Below are 16,297 nucleotides of genomic sequence, written 5' to 3' on the forward strand. Positions count from 1 at the left end.
GCGCGTCCTTCGCAGGCCGTCACAAAAAGGACGGGGCGGTTTCCCGCCCCGTCCTTCACTGCCGCTCCATTGGCCATGCGATCGTCGGCGATCAGAGCCTGTGCGCGAAGCCCACGCCGATCGAGTGGTCGCTACCGCTGAACGCGGCACCGAAGCTGATCTGGCTCTTCTCGCCGATCGGCTTGGCGTAGCCGGCGGAGATCGCACCATGGCCCTGCTCGGAACCCAGGCCCACCGACCATGCACCGTTCGGGTTGCCCACCGCCGCGGCGGCGGCACCCGACGCCATCTGCGATTCGGCCATCGACATCGCACCCTGCTGGCTGATGCGGCTGTCCTGCTTGGCCATCTGCGTGGCGAGCTTGTCCATGCCGGTCCACACGTCGCCGATCTGCTGGTCGGTGTAGCTGTTGGCCTGGACCAGCACCTCGGTGGAGTTCTGCTGCAGACGCGTGTTGAGCTGGGACACATTGACCGCGTCGTGATCGGCCACGCCGTCGGCGACGTTGTGGACCGTCACGGCCGTGGTCGCGCCTTCGCCGCCCATGGTCATGCTGCTCTTGTCGGCGTTGTCGTAGGTCACCACCGACTTCGCTTCGCCGTTGGCGGCAATCACGCCCGCCGCCTTCAGCTGGCCCAGGTTCACCGCGTCGTTGTCGGCCTTGGCCATGGCTACGCCCGTCACCACGCGGTCGCCCGCCGTGCCGGCGACATTCACCGATGTGCCGTCGCTGTCCTTGGCCACGGTGATCTGGCGCGTCGCGGCGTCCTGCTTCACCAAGCCCACTTCACCGTTGCTGATCTGCGTGGTGAGGTTGTTGATGGCCGAAGTGTTGCCGGCGATGGCGGTGGTGTTCTGGTAGACGCGGTTGTCGATGTTGCTGATCGCGCCTTCCACACCGTTCACCTGCGAGGTCGTTCCGTCGGCATTGGTCACCGAATAGCTCGGCGCGGAGATCGTGCCGTCGGCGTTGACCACCGAACCACCGCCCAGCGCGCTGGCCATCGACTGGCTCACCGCATGCAGCTGGCCACCGTTGACGGCGTCCTTGCTGCCGGCCGCCACGGCGCCGTCGGCGACGTTGGTCAGCTTGCGGGCGTTGCCGCCGTTATCGGCGAAGTCCACTTCCGTACCGTCCGTATCCTTGCCCACCGTCAGCTTCGCGCCTGGCGCAGCCTGCTGCACCAGGCCGATCGTGCCGCTGCTGATCTGCTGGTTGATGGTGCTGATGGCAGTGGTGTTGTTGTAGAGGCGGCCGTCGAGGTTGGTGACCGCATCGCCCACGTTGGACACGGACGACTTCGAACCGTCGGCGTTGGTGACGTAGTACGTCGGCGCGGTGATCGAACCGTCGGCGTTGACCGCGGCCCCGCCACCCATCGCGTCGGTGACCTTCTTCAGCTGCGACACGTTGACCGCATCCTCGTCCTCGCCGCCAGCCGCCACGCCCTTCAGGCGACGGGCACCCACAGTACCGCGGAAGTCCACGGCCGTGCCGGCCTTGTCCTTCGCCACCGTGACCAGGCCCGCCGTATCGTCGTACTGCACCAGGCCGACGGTGCCGTCGTTGAGTTGCTGGTTGATCGTGGTGATCGCAGACGTGTTGCCAGCGATGTCCTGCGTGTTCTGGTACACGCGGCCATCGAGGTTGCTCACTGCGCCTTCCACGCCGGACACCTGCGAGGTCGTGCCGTCGGCATGGGTCACCGTGTACACCGGCGCCGAGATCGCACCGGTGGCGGTGTCATAGCTCGCACCGCCGCCGAGTGCGGCAGCCGTCGCCGCACCCGCCTGGTCGGCCTTGCCTTCCACGCGCGCCACGTTGGCATCGGTCGCATTGAGCTGCGACATGTTCACCGCATCGGTATCGGCAACGCCCGCCGCCACGTTCTTGAGCGTGCGGGTGTTGCCGTTCTTGTCGGCGAAGTCCACGTCGCTGCCATCGGTGTCCTTGCCCACCGTCAGCTTCTGACCGGCACCGGCCTGCTGCACCAAGCCGATGGCGCCGCTGTTGAGCTGGTTGTTGATCGTGGTGATCGCAGACGTGTTGCCAGCGATGTCCTGCGTGTTCTGGTACACGCGGCCGTCGAGGTTGCTCACTGCGCCTTCCACGCCGGACACCTGCGAGGTCGTGCCGTCGGCATGGGTCACCGTGTACACCGGCGCCGAGATCGCACCGGTGGCGGCGTCATAGCTCGCACCGCCGCCGAGTGCGGCAGCCGTGTTCGCGCCCATCAGGTCGACCGTGGCGTCTTCCGCCTGCAACTGGCTGACGTTGACGGCATCCGTCGCCGCCGAGCCCGCCGCCAGATTGGTCAGGCGGCGTTCCTTGGTGGCCGCGCCGATGGAGACTTCACCGTTGGCCGTCGACGCCGTGCCCGACAGCGCGGCGCTGCCAGGGTTGTAACCGGCGGCGGTCAGGTCAGCCGACGTGGAGGAACCTCCACCCAACGCCACGGAATTCGTGGCGGAAGCGTTGGCACCCGCGCCGAGGGCCAAAGCCTTCACCTGGCTGGCACGGGCGCTGTTGCCCACGGCGATGGCGCTGTCCTGGCTGGCCGAAGCAAAGAAGCCCTGGGCGATGGAGAACTTGCCACTTGCATTGGAAGCGCCACCCAGCGCCAACGCCGTGTTGCCAGCCGCAGTCGCCGACTGACCGATAGCAACAGCACCGCCACCGGATGCATTGGCCCAGCTACCCAGTGCAAAGCCACCATTGGCCTGCGCGCCGTTGCCAATCGCGACGTCGGCGCTGCCAGAGCTGACGGCATTCGGACCAATGGCCGTCGAATCCGCACCCAGGGCCTTGCTGTCGAGGTCGCTGGAAGCAACGTGGAAGTACTTGATGCCGCCGCCGTTCGTGATGTTGGTGACGGTGGTATTGAGCTTGCCCAGCGCGCCATCGACCTTGGCGAAGCCTGAACCCACATCCGTCGCCGCACCGCTGGTGCTGCCGATGGCGTTGGCGTTGGTCAGCGTGTAGCTCGGCGCCGAAATCGCACCGGTGGTGGCGTTGTAGCTCGAGGTACCGCCCAGCGCGGCCGCCGTGTCGGCGCCCTGCTTGTCGACGGTGGCATCCTGCGCCTGCAGCTGGCTGACGTTGACCGCGTCGGTGGCGGCCGAACCGGCAGCCAGGTTGGTCAGGCGGCGTTCCTTGGTGGCGGCGCCGATGGAGACTTCACCGTTGGCCGTCGACGCCGTGCCCGAGAGCGGGGTGCTGCCGGGGTTGTAGGCGGCGTTGGTCAGCGTGGCGGTAGTCGTCGAATTCGCGCCCAGCGCGACCGAGTTCTGCGTCGTCGCAGAAGCACCGTAGCCCACCGCAACCGCAGAGGTTGCCGACGCGAGGGACGTGACACCAAGCGCCATGGCCTTGTCCTGGGTGGCGTCCGAGTACGCACCCAACGCCGTCGCATTGTCGTGCTGTGCGTTGGCGTTGTAGCCGATCGCGATCACGCCAAGGCCATTGCCGATGGAGCTGGTACCAATTGCGATGCCACCGGGTTGGGTCGAGGAGTAAGAGCCCACGGCGCCGCCCATCACAACCGTGGCGTCCGAACCGATGGCGACCGAAGCATTGGCCTCCGCCTTGGCATTGGCGCCGACCGCGGTCGAACTTTCCGCCGTGGAGCTGCTTGCATGCGCGCCGGGACCGACGGCGACACCCGTGCCGGTGACGACGCCGCCATCCAGACTTCCTGCCGCAGCAACACCGGCGAATCCAACAGCGCTGGTCATCAGCACCGCGGCCAGGACTGTGCGACTCGAAGACGCCTTCTTGCGGCCCTTCGCCATTTCGGACGCAACCACCCAGCGCCCGGTCATGCGGTTGAAGACGATTCGATAGATCTTGTTCACGGAGGTCACCTGAGAGAGGGCGGTCGTGCGCCCGGAATTCGAAGCCGCGAATTCTTCTCAGCCGCTCAGGCGGGACGAATCAGACGAATCCGAACTTTGCTTAGGTGTTTCCCGACCCCCTGCACAGGGCTTCCCGACACGTTCTTCGGAATAGCCCGAGCAAAATATTTGCCTGCTGTTTAGGTTCCAGCCCACCCGCGCGTGGCAACTGCGCCAACCCGCGCCACCCGGAACCGAGCCGGAGAAGTCCGCTGAGCTGCTGCGCGCGCGGGGCCCGGGGCCGGGCAATCCTGGTGAACCGCCCACCACACCGGCCAGCGGTAGGACCCGGCGGGCGCCGGGCGTCGCAGCGCCGCGACCCCACCGGGTATAATTCCCACCGCAAGCAGACGGTGGGAGAAGCGGTCCAGCCTGAACGGCCCGGATCGCTGCCGAAGGCGCAAACGCCCGGAATCGCTCAGGCCCCGATACCGCCGTCGGCTCACACTCTGGAGAGACCGACCGCAGCAACGCGGAACCGGCGCCGAAGGGGCAAGAAGGCAGCGGGGTCATCCTCCCCCGCCCCGCGCTTCCAAACTCTCAGGCAAAAGGACAGAGGGGCACTCCATGTGCGCGATCGCGCACGCCCGGCTATCGAGCCAAATCCGGACGCCCCTGCATGAGCCAGAAGACCACCCTGCGCGACCTTGAGCACCACGACGCCTTCATCGCGCGCCACATCGGACCCAACGACGCCGAGATCGAACAGATGCTGGGCGTGATCGGCCACGCCTCGCTGGACGCGATGACCGACGCCATCGTGCCTTCGTCGATCAAGTCGCCCAATCCGCTGGCGCTGCCGGCGCCGATCACGGAAGTGGAGGCCATCGCCAAGATCCGCGCGATCGCCGACAAGAACCAGGTCTTCCGCAGCTTCATCGGCCAGGGCTACTACGGCACGCATACGCCGAACGTCATCCTGCGCAACATCCTGGAGAACCCGGCGTGGTACACGGCCTACACGCCGTACCAGGCGGAGATCTCGCAGGGCCGCATGGAAGCGTTGATCAACTTCCAGACGATGTGCGCCGAACTCACCGGCATGGAGATCGCCAACGCCTCGCTGCTCGACGAAGGCACGGCGGCCGCCGAGGCGATGACGCTGGCCAAGCGTTCGGCCAAGAGCAAGTCCAACATCTTCTTCGTGTCCAGCGGCGTGCATCCGCAGACGCTGGAAGTGCTGCGCACGCGCGCCGAACCGCTCGAGATCGAGCTGGTCGTCGCCGACGACGCGGAAGCCGCCAGCATCGACAGCTTCGGCGTGCTGCTGCAGTACCCCAACACCTTTGGCCAGATCCACGACTACAGGGCACTGAGCGATGCCGTGCACGCGCGCGGCGGCCTGGTCGCGGTGGCCACCGACCTGCTCGCGCTGACGCTGATCGCCGCGCCCGGCGAATGGGGCGCGGACATCGTGGTCGGCAATACGCAGCGCTTCGGTGTGCCGTTCGGTTTCGGCGGTCCGCACGCCGCGTTCATGGCGTGCCGTGATGCCTACAAGCGTTCGATGCCGGGCCGCCTGATCGGCGTGTCGATCGATGCCGAAGGCAAGGCCGCGTACCGCCTCACGCTGCAGACGCGCGAGCAGCACATCCGTCGCGAGAAGGCGACGTCGAACATCTGCACCGCGCAGGTGCTGCTGGCGGTGATGGCCTCGATGTACGCCGTCTACCACGGCCCGGATGGCCTGCAGCGCATCGCGCGCCGCACGCACCGCCTGGCCGCCATCCTGGCCGCCGCGCTGCGCGACGCCGGCGTCACCGTCGGCCCGGACTTCTTCGACACGCTGCACGTGGTCGATGTCGACGCCGGCGCGATCCACGCCAAGGCAGAAGCCGCGCGCATCAACCTGCGCCGCATCGACGGCCGCAGTGTCGGCATCAGCCTGGACGAGACGACCACGCGCGACGACATCGTCGCGGTCGCCGCGCTGTTCGGCGCGAAGCTCGACGTCGACGCGCTGGATGCGAAGGCCGTCGACGCGCTGCCGTCCGGCCTGCTGCGCGCCAGCGCGTTCCTCACGCACCCGGTGTTCAATACGCACCACAGCGAGCACGAGCTGCTGCGCTACATGCGTTCGCTGGCCGACAAGGACCTGGCGATGGACCGCACGATGATCCCGCTGGGCTCGTGCACCATGAAGCTCAACGCCACTGCCGAGATGATCCCGGTGACGTGGCCGGAGTTCGGCAATCTCCATCCGTTCGCTCCGGCCACGCAGGCCGGCGGCTACAAGCAGCTGATCGACGAACTGGAAGCGATGCTGGTGGAATGCACCGGCTACGACGCCGTCAGCCTGCAGCCCAACTCCGGCGCGCAGGGCGAGTACGCGGGCCTGCTGGCCATCCGCGCCTACCACCGCGCCAACGGCGAAGCGCACCGCGACATCTGCCTGATTCCCGAATCGGCGCACGGCACCAACCCCGCGTCGGCGCAGATGTGCGGCATGCAGGTGGTGGTCACCAAGACCGACGCCAACGGCAACGTCGACATCGAGGACATCCGCCGCGCGGCGGAGAAGTACAGCTCGCGCCTGGCCGCGATCATGATGACCTACCCGTCCACCCACGGCGTGTTCGAGGAAGACGTCGTCGAGATCTGCGAGATCGTGCACAAGCACGGTGGCCAGGTGTACACCGACGGCGCCAACATGAACGCCCTCGTCGGCGTGGCGAAACCGGGCAAGTGGGGTTCGGACGTTTCGCACCTCAACCTGCACAAGACCTTCTGCATTCCGCACGGCGGCGGCGGCCCGGGCGTTGGCCCGTGCGCGGTGAAGTCGCACCTTGCGCCGTTCCTGCCGCGTGCATTGGGCAGCGAGGGCGTGAAGACGCAGGGCGTGGGCGCAGGCGACGTCGGCATGGTGAGCGCGGCGAGCTTCGGTTCGGCCTCGATCCTGCCGATCAGCTGGATGTACGTGACGATGATGGGCGCCGCCGGCCTGCGCCGCGCGACGCAGGTCGCGCTGCTCAACGCCAACTACATCGCCAAGCGCCTGGCGCCGCACTACGAGACGCTCTACACCGGTCGTAACGATCTGGTCGCGCACGAGTGCATCCTCGACCTGCGTCCGCTCAAGGATTCGACCGGCGTGTCGGCCGAGGACGTCGCCAAGCGCCTGATCGACTTCGGCTTCCACGCGCCGACGCTGAGCTTCCCGGTCGCCGGCACGCTGATGGTGGAGCCGACCGAGTCCGAGTCGATGCACGAACTCGACCGTTTCATCGACGCGATGATCCAGATCCGCGACGAGATCCGCGCCATCGAGGACGGCAAGCTGGACCGCGAGGACAACCCGCTCAAGCACGCACCGCACACCGCCACCGCCGTGTCGGCCAGCGAGTGGACCCACGCCTACCCGCGCGAGCTGGCCGCGTTCCCGCTGCCGTCGCTGAAGCTGCAGAAGTACTGGCCGCCCGTCGCGCGCGTGGACAACGTCTACGGCGACAAGAACGTCATGTGCGCCTGCATCCCGGTGGATGCGTACAAGGACGACGAAGCGGTCGAGGCGTAAGGGAGCACATCGCCTTCCCCTGCTTGCGGGGGGATGGAAGAAGACAAAGGCCCCGCATCGCGGGGCCTTTTCGTTCCTGCATCCATGCCCGCCAAGGCGAGCGCATCATCTTCGTCGTCCGAGCGAGGCTGCGGTCATGCCCGCATTCGCGCGCGGCAGGCGGTGGCCATCCATCGCGGCATTAGCGTTGCAACCCTGCGTTGGCCACACCCGCGACAGGCGCAGGCGGATCATGCAGCCCAACGCGACCCAGCTTTCGCCGCGCTCTTCGACACTCGCGCCCGGGATACGCTCCGGCGTTATGCCGCGGCGTTGTCCGCCGCGCGGGATTCCAAGCGCCTGACGACGCGAGGCGCTGCGTGTCGCACTGACCTGGCGCCGATCGATACTCGCTTCGCGCGGCGCATGCACGCGCACCGCAGGAAGATCGTGCACGCGAAGCTCCGCTTGCGCGCGCGCCATCGCCGGCGCGCGCTCGCGCTCGACCGTGGCATACACGCGCACGGTCGGCAGATCGAAGATGCGTTCCGCCTGCGGTTGCTGCTGCGCGACGGTCTCGCGCGCGGAGGCGGTACGGGTGGAGATGGAATGCGCCGCGGCGACCAGCGCCAGTGCGGCCATCAGGTTCATGGTTTTCATGTGCGTACTCCGGGGGAGCGGTGGCCGGATGGGCCGGCCACCGTGTCGTTCGATGGGGCATGCGAAGGAAGTTCAGATGGACTGGACGATCGGCTCCAGCGCACCGGCGACACGGCGCTGCTGTGCTGGCGTGGTCATCTCCGTGAACAATCGTTCGAAGCGCGGGTGCTGTACGCCCGAGGCGATGTACTGCCAGCGGTACGCGCCGCGCAGCACGCTGGCCACGCGATCTCGCTGGCGCTGTCCGAACGGCCGGTCGCAACCGGACAGGAAGTACGCGGCGTCCGCGTCGGCCTGCGCACGGAGGATGTCGTCCACCGCGCCGACCAGGGAGATCAGGTCGTCCACCGCCGCGTCATGTTCGTCCTCGCCGATGCGCTCGTACTCGGCCTGCCATTCCAGCTCGTCGACGATCGAGTGCTGGCTTTCCTCACGCCAATGGAACAGGAACACGTCCTTCCACAGCGGGCACAGGTCCATCTGCGGCGCGATGCTTTCCTCGTAATGCCGCTGCGACATCAACTCGATCGACAGGATCAGCGCCAGCACCGCCCAGCTGCGACGACCCAGCACCGCCTGCGCGACGGCATTGGGTTCGGCGACCTTGGTATGCCCGACGGGCATGCGCGCGTCCATCAGCGCTTCCAGGCGCCGGAACAATTCCTGGTGCTTGATCTCCTCGTCGGAGAAGCGCACCAGTGCTTCCAGCGCACGCTGGTCGCCCAGCCAGTGCTGGCCGGAGGTCTGCAGCATCTTCGCGCCGATGAAGCGTTCGACCAGGCCGAACATCCACGCGTAGGTGCGTCCCTGCACCTGGCTGAAGAAACGGCGCTCTCCCTCGTCGAGGAAATCCAGCGCATCGACGAGGGAGAGGCCGGGGGGAAGGAAGGTGCGGTCGTGATCGAAATCGCGTCCGCGGATGACATCGGCATCGATGTCCCAGCGCACGCGCTTGGACACCTGGACGCAGCGCGCATAGCGCGCGCTGTCGTCCGCCGCCACGTTGGCGTTCCATCGCAGGGCGGCTTGTCGGGCAGTTGCAACGTTCATTCTTGACTCCGGTGATGCGGTCATGCGCGCCGGTTCAGGCCGGCGCCATGGTGGGTTCCATTACGGACTTCACCTCCGCGATGGCGTCGGCGGGAATGCCGGCGCGGCGGGCGTGCTCGCGGATCAGTTCCGGATCGCGCGCCAGGTACACGCAGTAGGTCTTGTCGTCGACGACGTACGAGTGCAGCCACTGCACGCCGGTGCCGAGTTCGTCCAGCACACGGTTGGATTGCAGTGCGATGCCGCACAGCGCTTCGACGGGTTCGGCGCCGATGCCGGCGACGTTGCGTTCAATGACGTACTTCCTGAGCATGACAACCTCTCTTGTGAATGCGTCCGCGCGGACGCGTCGTGGATGCCGGCTCACGCCGACGGATCGATGGGGCGGACGGCGTGCACGTTGACGCCGTAGGCATGCAGATGACGATGGAACTTGCGGTCGATGCCGGTGCCTGCGAAACATTCGAAGCGTTCGGTGATGCGCACCTGCGTCAGGCCGCATTCGCGCAGCAGTTCCGGCAGCGCTGTTTCGGTGAGGGCGCCGGCGACGCACGCCGTCCACAGGTCCGCGTTGGCGCGCACGGGCGCGGCCAGTTCGCGGTCCAGCACCACGTCGGCCAGGAACAGCTCGCCACCGGGACGCAGCACCCGCGCGATCTCGCGGACCACGCGCGGCTTGTCCGGTGCCAGGTTCAACACGCCGTTTGAGAGCACGTAGTCGACGCTGGCGTCCTCCACCGGAAGGTCTTCGAAGGTGCCTTCATGCAGCATCACCCGATCGATCAGTCCGGCCTGTGCCGCCGCTCGGATCGCGCAGCCGCGCATCGCCGGCGTCAGGTCCACGCCGATCGCGCGCCCCTGCGGGCCGATGGCGCGCGCCGCCAGCAGCAGGTCCATGCCGGCGCCGCACGCATGGTCGAGGACGACGCTCCCGGCACGAATCGTGCCGATGCGGTGCGGGTTGCCCACGCCGGAGAAGCGATCGGTGCTGACCGCCGGCAGGCTCGCCAGTTCCGCGGCGTCGTAGCCCAGCCGCTGCACCGCGTAGTCGCCGCCGGTATGGAAGTGGAAGCCGCTGCCCGGCGCGCGTGCCACGCGGTCGTAGGTCGCGCGCACCTGCCGGTTCAGGTACATCGTGTCGAGGGCGAGCGGGCAGCGTTCCATGGTGGTCTCCAGTGCGTGGCCGGCGAATGCGTCGGCATGGAGGCCAATCTAGGCAGCGCGCGTATCGGTCCGATGTCTCGTGGGCATGGGTTTGTAACGGTTGGTAACGCGGGCGGATACTTGCCGCCACGGTTTCCCTGGTAGGGCCCCGCAATGGCGCACACGCCCTGTGTCCTGGTGGTGGACGACGACCGCCCGACCCGCGAGATGCTCGTGGAGGCGCTCTCGACGCACGGCTTTCGCGCCCTGCAGGCCGAAGACGGCGCTGCAATGCGACGCGAACTCGAAAGCGAGGCGCCGGACCTGGTGCTGCTGGACATCCGGCTGCCCGGCGAGGACGGCCTGAGCCTGGCGCGTTACCTGCGCGAGCGTTTCGACGTCGGCATCATCATGGTCACCGGATCGGGCGACGTGATCGACCGCATCGTCGGGCTGGAGATCGGCGCGGACGATTACGTCGCCAAGCCCTTCGACCCGCGCGAACTTCTTGCACGCGTGAAAAGCGTGCTGCGCCGCATCCAGGCGCGGCCGGATGCGACACCCGCGGCGACGGATAACACCACCGCCCGACGCATTGCCTTCGGTCGCTGCACGCTGGATCTGGACGCCCACCAGTTGTTCGACGCCGACGGCAGCGAAGTGATGGTCACGCACATGGAGTTCGACCTGCTGCGTGTGTTGCAGGAACACGCGGGCAAGGCGCTGTCGCGCGACCAGATCCTGACGCTTACGAAGAACCGTGAGTGGGAGCCCTTCGATCGGTCCATCGACATCCGTATCGCACGCCTGCGCCGCAAGGTCGAGGCCGACCCAGAGAATCCGCGGGCGATTCGGACGGTGCGGGGTGTGGGGTATATGTTCGTGCCGTAGCGTGCTCGCCGCGCGGAGGTGCAGTCGCAGTCGCAGTTGCAGTTGCAGTTGCCGTTGCGGTTGATCTTGCGACTTCGGAGCGAGCCGAGCACCGGAGCCGGAAAAGGGCGAAGAGTCGCCCACTGTTTGAGTGCCGCGTAGCGGCGCGAGTTTGGGCGACGACCCTTTTCCGGCGAGGAGCGCAGGGGACCGCCGCGCAGCGGCGGATCGCGTAGGGAGCCAGCGGTTTTGGTTACTTTTGCCAAGACAAAAGTAACCCGCCCGTTTTCGGGCGGAAGCTGTTGCCTTTGCCATTGCTCTGCAATTGCCATTGCTCTGCAATTGCCGTTGCCGTTGCCGTTGCCGTTGCCGTTGCCATGGTTGCCGTCATTCCCGCGAAGGCGGGGTCTTCTGGGCCGCCGCATGGCGGCACTATCCACGTGTCTGATGTATCACGGCCTTCGAAAAGAGTGCGATGGCTGAAGGTTGGATTCCCGCCTTCGCGGGAATGACCAGCTTCAACAACGTCGACATCAAGAACAACAGCTTCCGCTCGCAAGCGAGCGGGTTACTTTTGTTTTGGCAAAAGTAACCAAAACCATCCGCTCCCTCCGCGATCCGCCGCTACGCGGCGGTTCCCTGTGCTCCTCGCGGCGCGGGGGCACGCCGCCCAAACTCGCTACGCTGCGCTTCGCTCAGACACGGGCGGCTCTTCGGCCCCCGCACCGCTGCGGTGCTCGGCTCGCTCCGAAGTCGCAAAATCCACGGCAACAGCAAACAGCAAACAGCAACAGCAACAGCACTTGCGCTGTTCCTTCTCCCCTCGTGGGAGAAGGTGCCCGAAGGGCGGAAGAGGGGGCGCGCGAAGCGCGCAGCAGCCTCAACGATCAGCCGTCATCGCGGCATCTCCGGCAAGAGCCCAATCTGGCCCACACTTTGCACACCCCCGATCACGCCACCTTTCCGGCACCCGACCCGCCACGGATTTCCGTCACAAACCCCAACTGTGACGACCATCTCCGTGCCCTTTCGCGTCAACCCCTGACCCACGCGGCACAGCGTCGTCGGAAACACGTCGCAATGTAGGGGTGTCCCCGACAACCCGACAGGTTTTCCCCGAGGAGTGTCCGGGTTCGCCCCGATTCGTTTGCCGGCACCTTCACATCACGATGACTTCCGTGGCCGCCGGTTCCGGCGGATGGGGACACAAACGTGAAAGCAACGATGAGCCCGAAGCTAGGGCTCGGCGTCAATCTGACGCCGCAGCTCCTGCAGTCGATCCGGATGCTCCAGCTCACCGCGCCGCAGCTCGAGATGGAGCTGCGCCAGGCGCTGGAACGCAATCCGCTGCTCGAGCAGGAAGAGCCCGAGGACGACATCGACGACGCGTGCGCCGATGCGCAGCTCGAGACCGCCGCGTGGGACGAACTGCCCGAGCCCTCCTTCCTGTCCGGCGGCTCCGTCGGCAGCGACTACGACGATGCCGCCTCGCGCGTCGCCGAATCCGCTTCCACCGACCCGCGCGTGCGCCTGCTGCAGTCCCTCGCCCTGCAGTGGGACGCGCGCGACCTTTCCATCGCCGCCTGGTGGCTGGACCAGTGCGACGACCGCGGCTACCTGGAAGCCCCGCTCGACGAACTGCACCTGCTCGGCCATGGCGCCTGCAATGTGGATGCCAGCGAGCTGGAAATCGTCCGCCAGCGCCTGCTGCACGGCGAATGGCCGGGCGTGGCCGCCGTCGATGCCGGCGAATGCCTGCGCGCGCAGTTGTCGATGCAGCCCGAATCCGGGGCACGCACGCTGGCCATGCGCATCCTGCGCGACCACGTGGACCTGCTGGCGATGCACGACGAGGCCGCATTGGCCAAGGCGTTGCGCGTCGATGCCGACGCCGTCCGTGCCGCGGTCGCGCTGATCCTCACCCTGCGCGCGCATCCGATCGAGGATGCTCCCGCTCGCGAACACGACGTGATCGTGCCCGACGTGGTGGCCTGGCGCGCCGACGGCGCCTGGCGCGTCGCGCTCAATGCGCGCTCCACGCCGCGCGTGCGCATCGCCGCACACTGTGAACGCGCCCTGGCCGACGCCCCGGGCGACGTCAGCGCACTGCGCGGCATGCTCGACGAAGCCCGCTGGCTGGTGCGCGGCGTGACCATGCGCAACGACACCCTGCTGCGCACCGCGCGCGTGCTGGTCGAACGCCAGCGCGCGTATCTGGAACAGGGCGACGAGGCCATCGCACCGCTCACCCTGCGCGAAGTGGCCGACGCCATCGGCATGCACGAATCCACCGTCTCGCGCATCACCAGCGGCAAGTACCTGCAGACCCCGCGCGGCACGATCGAGCTCAAGCGCCTGTTCGCGGTGCGCCTGGAAGGTGCGGACGTGTCGGGCAGCGCGGTGAAGGCGATGGTCAAGCGCCTGATCGACGATGAACCGGCGCATGCGCCGCTGGCCGACGACACCATCGCCGGCCTGCTCGCCCGCCAGGGCGTGCGCGTGGCGCGCCGCACAGTAGCCAAGTACCGTGACCAGCTGGCCATCGCGCCGGCGCGCCAGCGCCGCCGCACCCCGGCCGTGCTCGCGAAGGCAGGTTGAAACCATCATGCGTGAACTGCGAATCCTCATCGTCGACGACCACCCGGGCTTCATCAGCGCGGCGATCCGTCACCTGCGCCGCCAGCCGTGGGCCAACATCGTCGGCACCGCCGGCAACGGCATCGAAGCCATCACGCAGTGCGAGACGCTGCGTCCGGACGTGGTGTTGATGGACATGGCCATGCCCGAGATGGGCGGGCTGCAGGCGGCGCGCCTGATCAAGGCGCAGGACGAGCCGCTGCCCTACATCGTCATCGCCAGTCATTTCGACGACACCGAACACCGCGAACATGCCCTGCGCGCCGGCGCGGACGCGTTCGTCAGCAAGCTTGCCTACATACAGGACGTGCTCCCGCTGCTGGAGCGCCTTGCCACGGAAGACACCACGTCATGAGCGAGTCCCGCATTCTGTTGATCGACCAGGACATGGCGCGCGCCGAGCGCATCGCCACGCTGCTGGAGTTCATGGATTTCACCCCGCGTCTGGCTAGCGACGCGGACGAAGTGAGCCTGGAGCGCGCGCGCGCCAGCGACTGGGTCGCCGTCGTCGTCGGTGACACCGGTGACGGGGTGGCGTGGGAGCGCTTCGCGGCGTGGCTCGGTGCGCAGCCGATGCATCCGCCGGTACTGGAACTGGCCGGGCAGGACGACAACGCCGCCTGGCGTGCACAGATCCACCCCGACACCGTGTGGCCGCTGGATTACCCGATCCGTCGCCCGCAACTGCAGGACGTGCTGCGTCGCGCCAGCCTGAAGCGCCTGGACGACGACGCGCGCCGCGAGATGCCGCCGATCGGCCCCACCGGCCGCAGCCCGGCCGTGCTGCGCCTGACGCGCATGATCGACCAGGTCGCCGCGTTCGATACCACCGTGCTGATCCTGGGCGAATCCGGTACCGGCAAGGAAGTCGCCGCGCGCGCGATCCACGCGCGTTCGCCGCGCCGCGAGAAGCCGTTCGTCGCGATCAACTGCGGTGCGATTCCGCCGGACCTGCTGGAAAGCGAACTGTTCGGCCACGAGAAGGGCGCCTTCACCGGCGCGCTGACGCAGCGCAAGGGCCGTTTCGAGATGGCCGAGGGCGGCACGTTGCTGCTCGACGAGATTGGCGACATGCCGATGGCGATGCAGGTGAAGCTGCTGCGCGTCCTGCAGGAACGCTGCTTCGAGCGCGTTGGCGGCGGCGCGACGATGAAGTGCAACGTGCGCGTGATCGCCGCGACGCACCGCAACCTCGAATCACACATCGCCGAAGGCAAGTTCCGCGAGGACCTGTTCTACCGCCTCAACGTGTTTCCCATCGAGATGCCGTCGCTGCGCGAGCGCGCTGCCGACCTGACGGACCTGATCAACGCCATCACGCGCCAGCTGTCCGAGAGCGGCCGCGGCCGCGTGACGCTGGCCGGCGACGCCGTCGCGATGCTGCAGCAGTACGCCTGGCCGGGCAACGTACGCGAACTGAGCAACCTGCTGGAGCGCCTGTCGGTGCTGCATCCGGGCGGCCTGGTGCGCGCCGACGACCTGCCGGCGCGTTACCGCACGCAGCTGCCGGCGGAAACGCTGGCGGCGATCGACCGCATCCAGCCGGAGGAACCCGCTCCGGTGATGTCGCTGCTGCGCGAAGCCGAAGCCCCGGACCCGTCCACGCTGTCGCCGACGACGACGCTGCCGCCGCAGGGCATCGACCTGCGCGGGCACATCGCCAACATCGAACTCGACCTGATCCGCGCCGCGCTGGCCCAGACCGGTGGCGTGGTCGCCCACGCGGCACCGCTGCTCGGCCTGCGCCGCACGACGCTGGTGGAGAAGCTGCGCAAGTACGGAATCGAGCGCGACACGATGGAGCTGGCGCCGGAGTTCTGAGGATTCGATTTTCGTGCGGTGAGTGTTAGCGCTCCCGCTGCTGGTCGGACATGGCCCGGGCATGCGAAACGCACCCGGGCTTTTTGTTGCCCGGGCGAAGGGCATCGGGGCTGCTGTGGTTCATGAGCCCCCGGGGCGCGGCCCGGGCTGCAGTCGCAGTCGCAGTCGCAGTCGCAGTTGCCGTTGCAGTTGCCGTTGCAGTTGCCGTTGCAGTCGCAGTTGCCGTTGCAGTCGCAGTTGCAGTCGCAGTTGCAGTTGCAGTTGCGGTTGATCTTGCGACTTCGGAGCGAGCCGAGCACCGGAGCCGTGCGAGGGCCGAAGAGCCGCCCATGTCTGAGCGAAGCGCAGCGTAGCGAGTTTGGGCGGCGTGCCCTCGTGCGGCGAGGAGCGCAGGGGACCGCCGCGCAGCGGCGGATCGCGGAGGGAGCCAGCGGTTTTGGTTACTTTGCCAAGACAAAAGTAACCCGCCCGTTTTCGGGCGGAAGCCGTTGCCCTTGCCGTTGCTCTGCGATTGCCGTTGCCATGGTTGCCGTCATTCCCGCGAAGGCGGGAATCCAACCTTCAGCCATCGCACTCTTTTCGAAGGCCGTGATACGTCGGACACATGGATTCCCGCCTTCGCGGGAATGACGAGCTTCAACAACGTCGATATCAAGAGCAACAGCTTCCGCTCGCAAGCGAGCGGGTTACTTTTGTTTCGGCAAAAGTAACCAAAACCATCCGCTCCC

Annotated in this window: 11 protein-coding genes and 2 riboswitches; of the genes, 5 read left to right on the forward strand and 6 right to left on the reverse strand. The window is 67.3% G+C overall.

The window, feature by feature from the left end; genetic code table 11:
• Positions 1-91 precede the first annotated feature (91 nt).
• Positions 92-3,856: an ESPR-type extended signal peptide-containing protein gene (locus QLQ15_RS16735; RefSeq protein ID WP_283213876.1), complete on the reverse strand. Its 3,765-nt coding sequence runs from the start codon at positions 3,854-3,856 to the stop codon at positions 92-94.
• 383 nt (positions 3,857-4,239) lie between these two features.
• A riboswitch (glycine riboswitch) is annotated at positions 4,240-4,339 on the forward strand.
• Between the two features lies 1 nt (position 4,340).
• Positions 4,341-4,455, forward strand: a riboswitch (glycine riboswitch).
• A gap of 59 nt (positions 4,456-4,514) precedes the next feature.
• On the opposite strand from QLQ15_RS16735, the gene gcvP reads away from it, so the two are divergent.
• Positions 4,515-7,409, forward strand: coding sequence for an aminomethyl-transferring glycine dehydrogenase (gcvP, locus tag QLQ15_RS16740; RefSeq protein WP_283213877.1), 2,895 nt, complete (start codon positions 4,515-4,517; stop codon positions 7,407-7,409).
• Between the two features lie 105 nt (positions 7,410-7,514).
• Here gcvP and QLQ15_RS16745 read toward each other — a convergent pair whose 3' ends face one another.
• From QLQ15_RS16745 to QLQ15_RS16760, 4 genes are all read right to left on the reverse strand, one after another.
• Positions 7,515-8,048: a hypothetical protein gene (locus QLQ15_RS16745; protein WP_283213878.1), complete on the reverse strand. Its 534-nt coding sequence runs from the start codon at positions 8,046-8,048 to the stop codon at positions 7,515-7,517.
• A gap of 72 nt (positions 8,049-8,120) precedes the next feature.
• Positions 8,121-9,098 (reverse strand): hypothetical protein, encoded by a 978-nt coding sequence (locus QLQ15_RS16750; protein ID WP_283213879.1) that lies wholly within the window; start codon positions 9,096-9,098, stop codon positions 8,121-8,123.
• Positions 9,099-9,132: 34 nt separating this feature from the next.
• A complete protein-coding gene (locus QLQ15_RS16755) occupies positions 9,133-9,411 on the reverse strand; it encodes a DUF4242 domain-containing protein (RefSeq protein ID WP_283213880.1) in 279 nt (92 codons plus the stop codon).
• Positions 9,412-9,461: 50 nt separating this feature from the next.
• Entirely contained in the window at positions 9,462-10,262 is an 801-nt protein-coding gene (locus QLQ15_RS16760; RefSeq protein ID WP_283213881.1) for a methyltransferase domain-containing protein, read from the reverse strand.
• Between the two features lie 153 nt (positions 10,263-10,415).
• Here QLQ15_RS16760 and QLQ15_RS16765 point away from each other — a divergent pair, with 153 nt between their 5' ends.
• Positions 10,416-11,132 carry a response regulator gene (locus tag QLQ15_RS16765; protein ID WP_283213882.1) on the forward strand — a complete coding sequence of 239 codons (717 nt, stop codon included), beginning with the start codon at positions 10,416-10,418 and terminating at the stop codon, positions 11,130-11,132.
• A gap of 232 nt (positions 11,133-11,364) precedes the next feature.
• Here QLQ15_RS16765 and QLQ15_RS16770 read toward each other — a convergent pair whose 3' ends face one another.
• Entirely contained in the window at positions 11,365-11,670 is a 306-nt protein-coding gene (locus tag QLQ15_RS16770; RefSeq protein WP_283213883.1) for a hypothetical protein, read from the reverse strand.
• Between the two features lie 653 nt (positions 11,671-12,323).
• Here QLQ15_RS16770 and rpoN point away from each other — a divergent pair.
• The 3 genes from rpoN to QLQ15_RS16785 are packed head-to-tail and all read left to right on the forward strand — an operon-like array spanning position 12,324 to position 15,569.
• Positions 12,324-13,709, forward strand: a complete 1,386-nt coding sequence (gene rpoN / locus QLQ15_RS16775) for an RNA polymerase factor sigma-54 (RefSeq protein WP_283213884.1) — start codon at positions 12,324-12,326, stop codon at positions 13,707-13,709.
• Between the two features lie 7 nt (positions 13,710-13,716).
• Entirely contained in the window at positions 13,717-14,103 is a 387-nt protein-coding gene (locus QLQ15_RS16780) for a response regulator (RefSeq protein WP_283213885.1), read from the forward strand.
• Positions 14,100-15,569, forward strand: a complete 1,470-nt coding sequence (locus QLQ15_RS16785) for a sigma-54 dependent transcriptional regulator (protein ID WP_283213886.1) — start codon at positions 14,100-14,102, stop codon at positions 15,567-15,569. Before QLQ15_RS16780 ends, QLQ15_RS16785 begins: the two co-directional genes overlap by 4 nt.
• Positions 15,570-16,297: the final 728 nt, after the last annotated feature.

The sequence above is a fragment of the Lysobacter stagni genome, from assembly GCF_030053425.1.
Taxonomy (GTDB): domain Bacteria; phylum Pseudomonadota; class Gammaproteobacteria; order Xanthomonadales; family Xanthomonadaceae; genus Lysobacter_J; species Lysobacter_J stagni.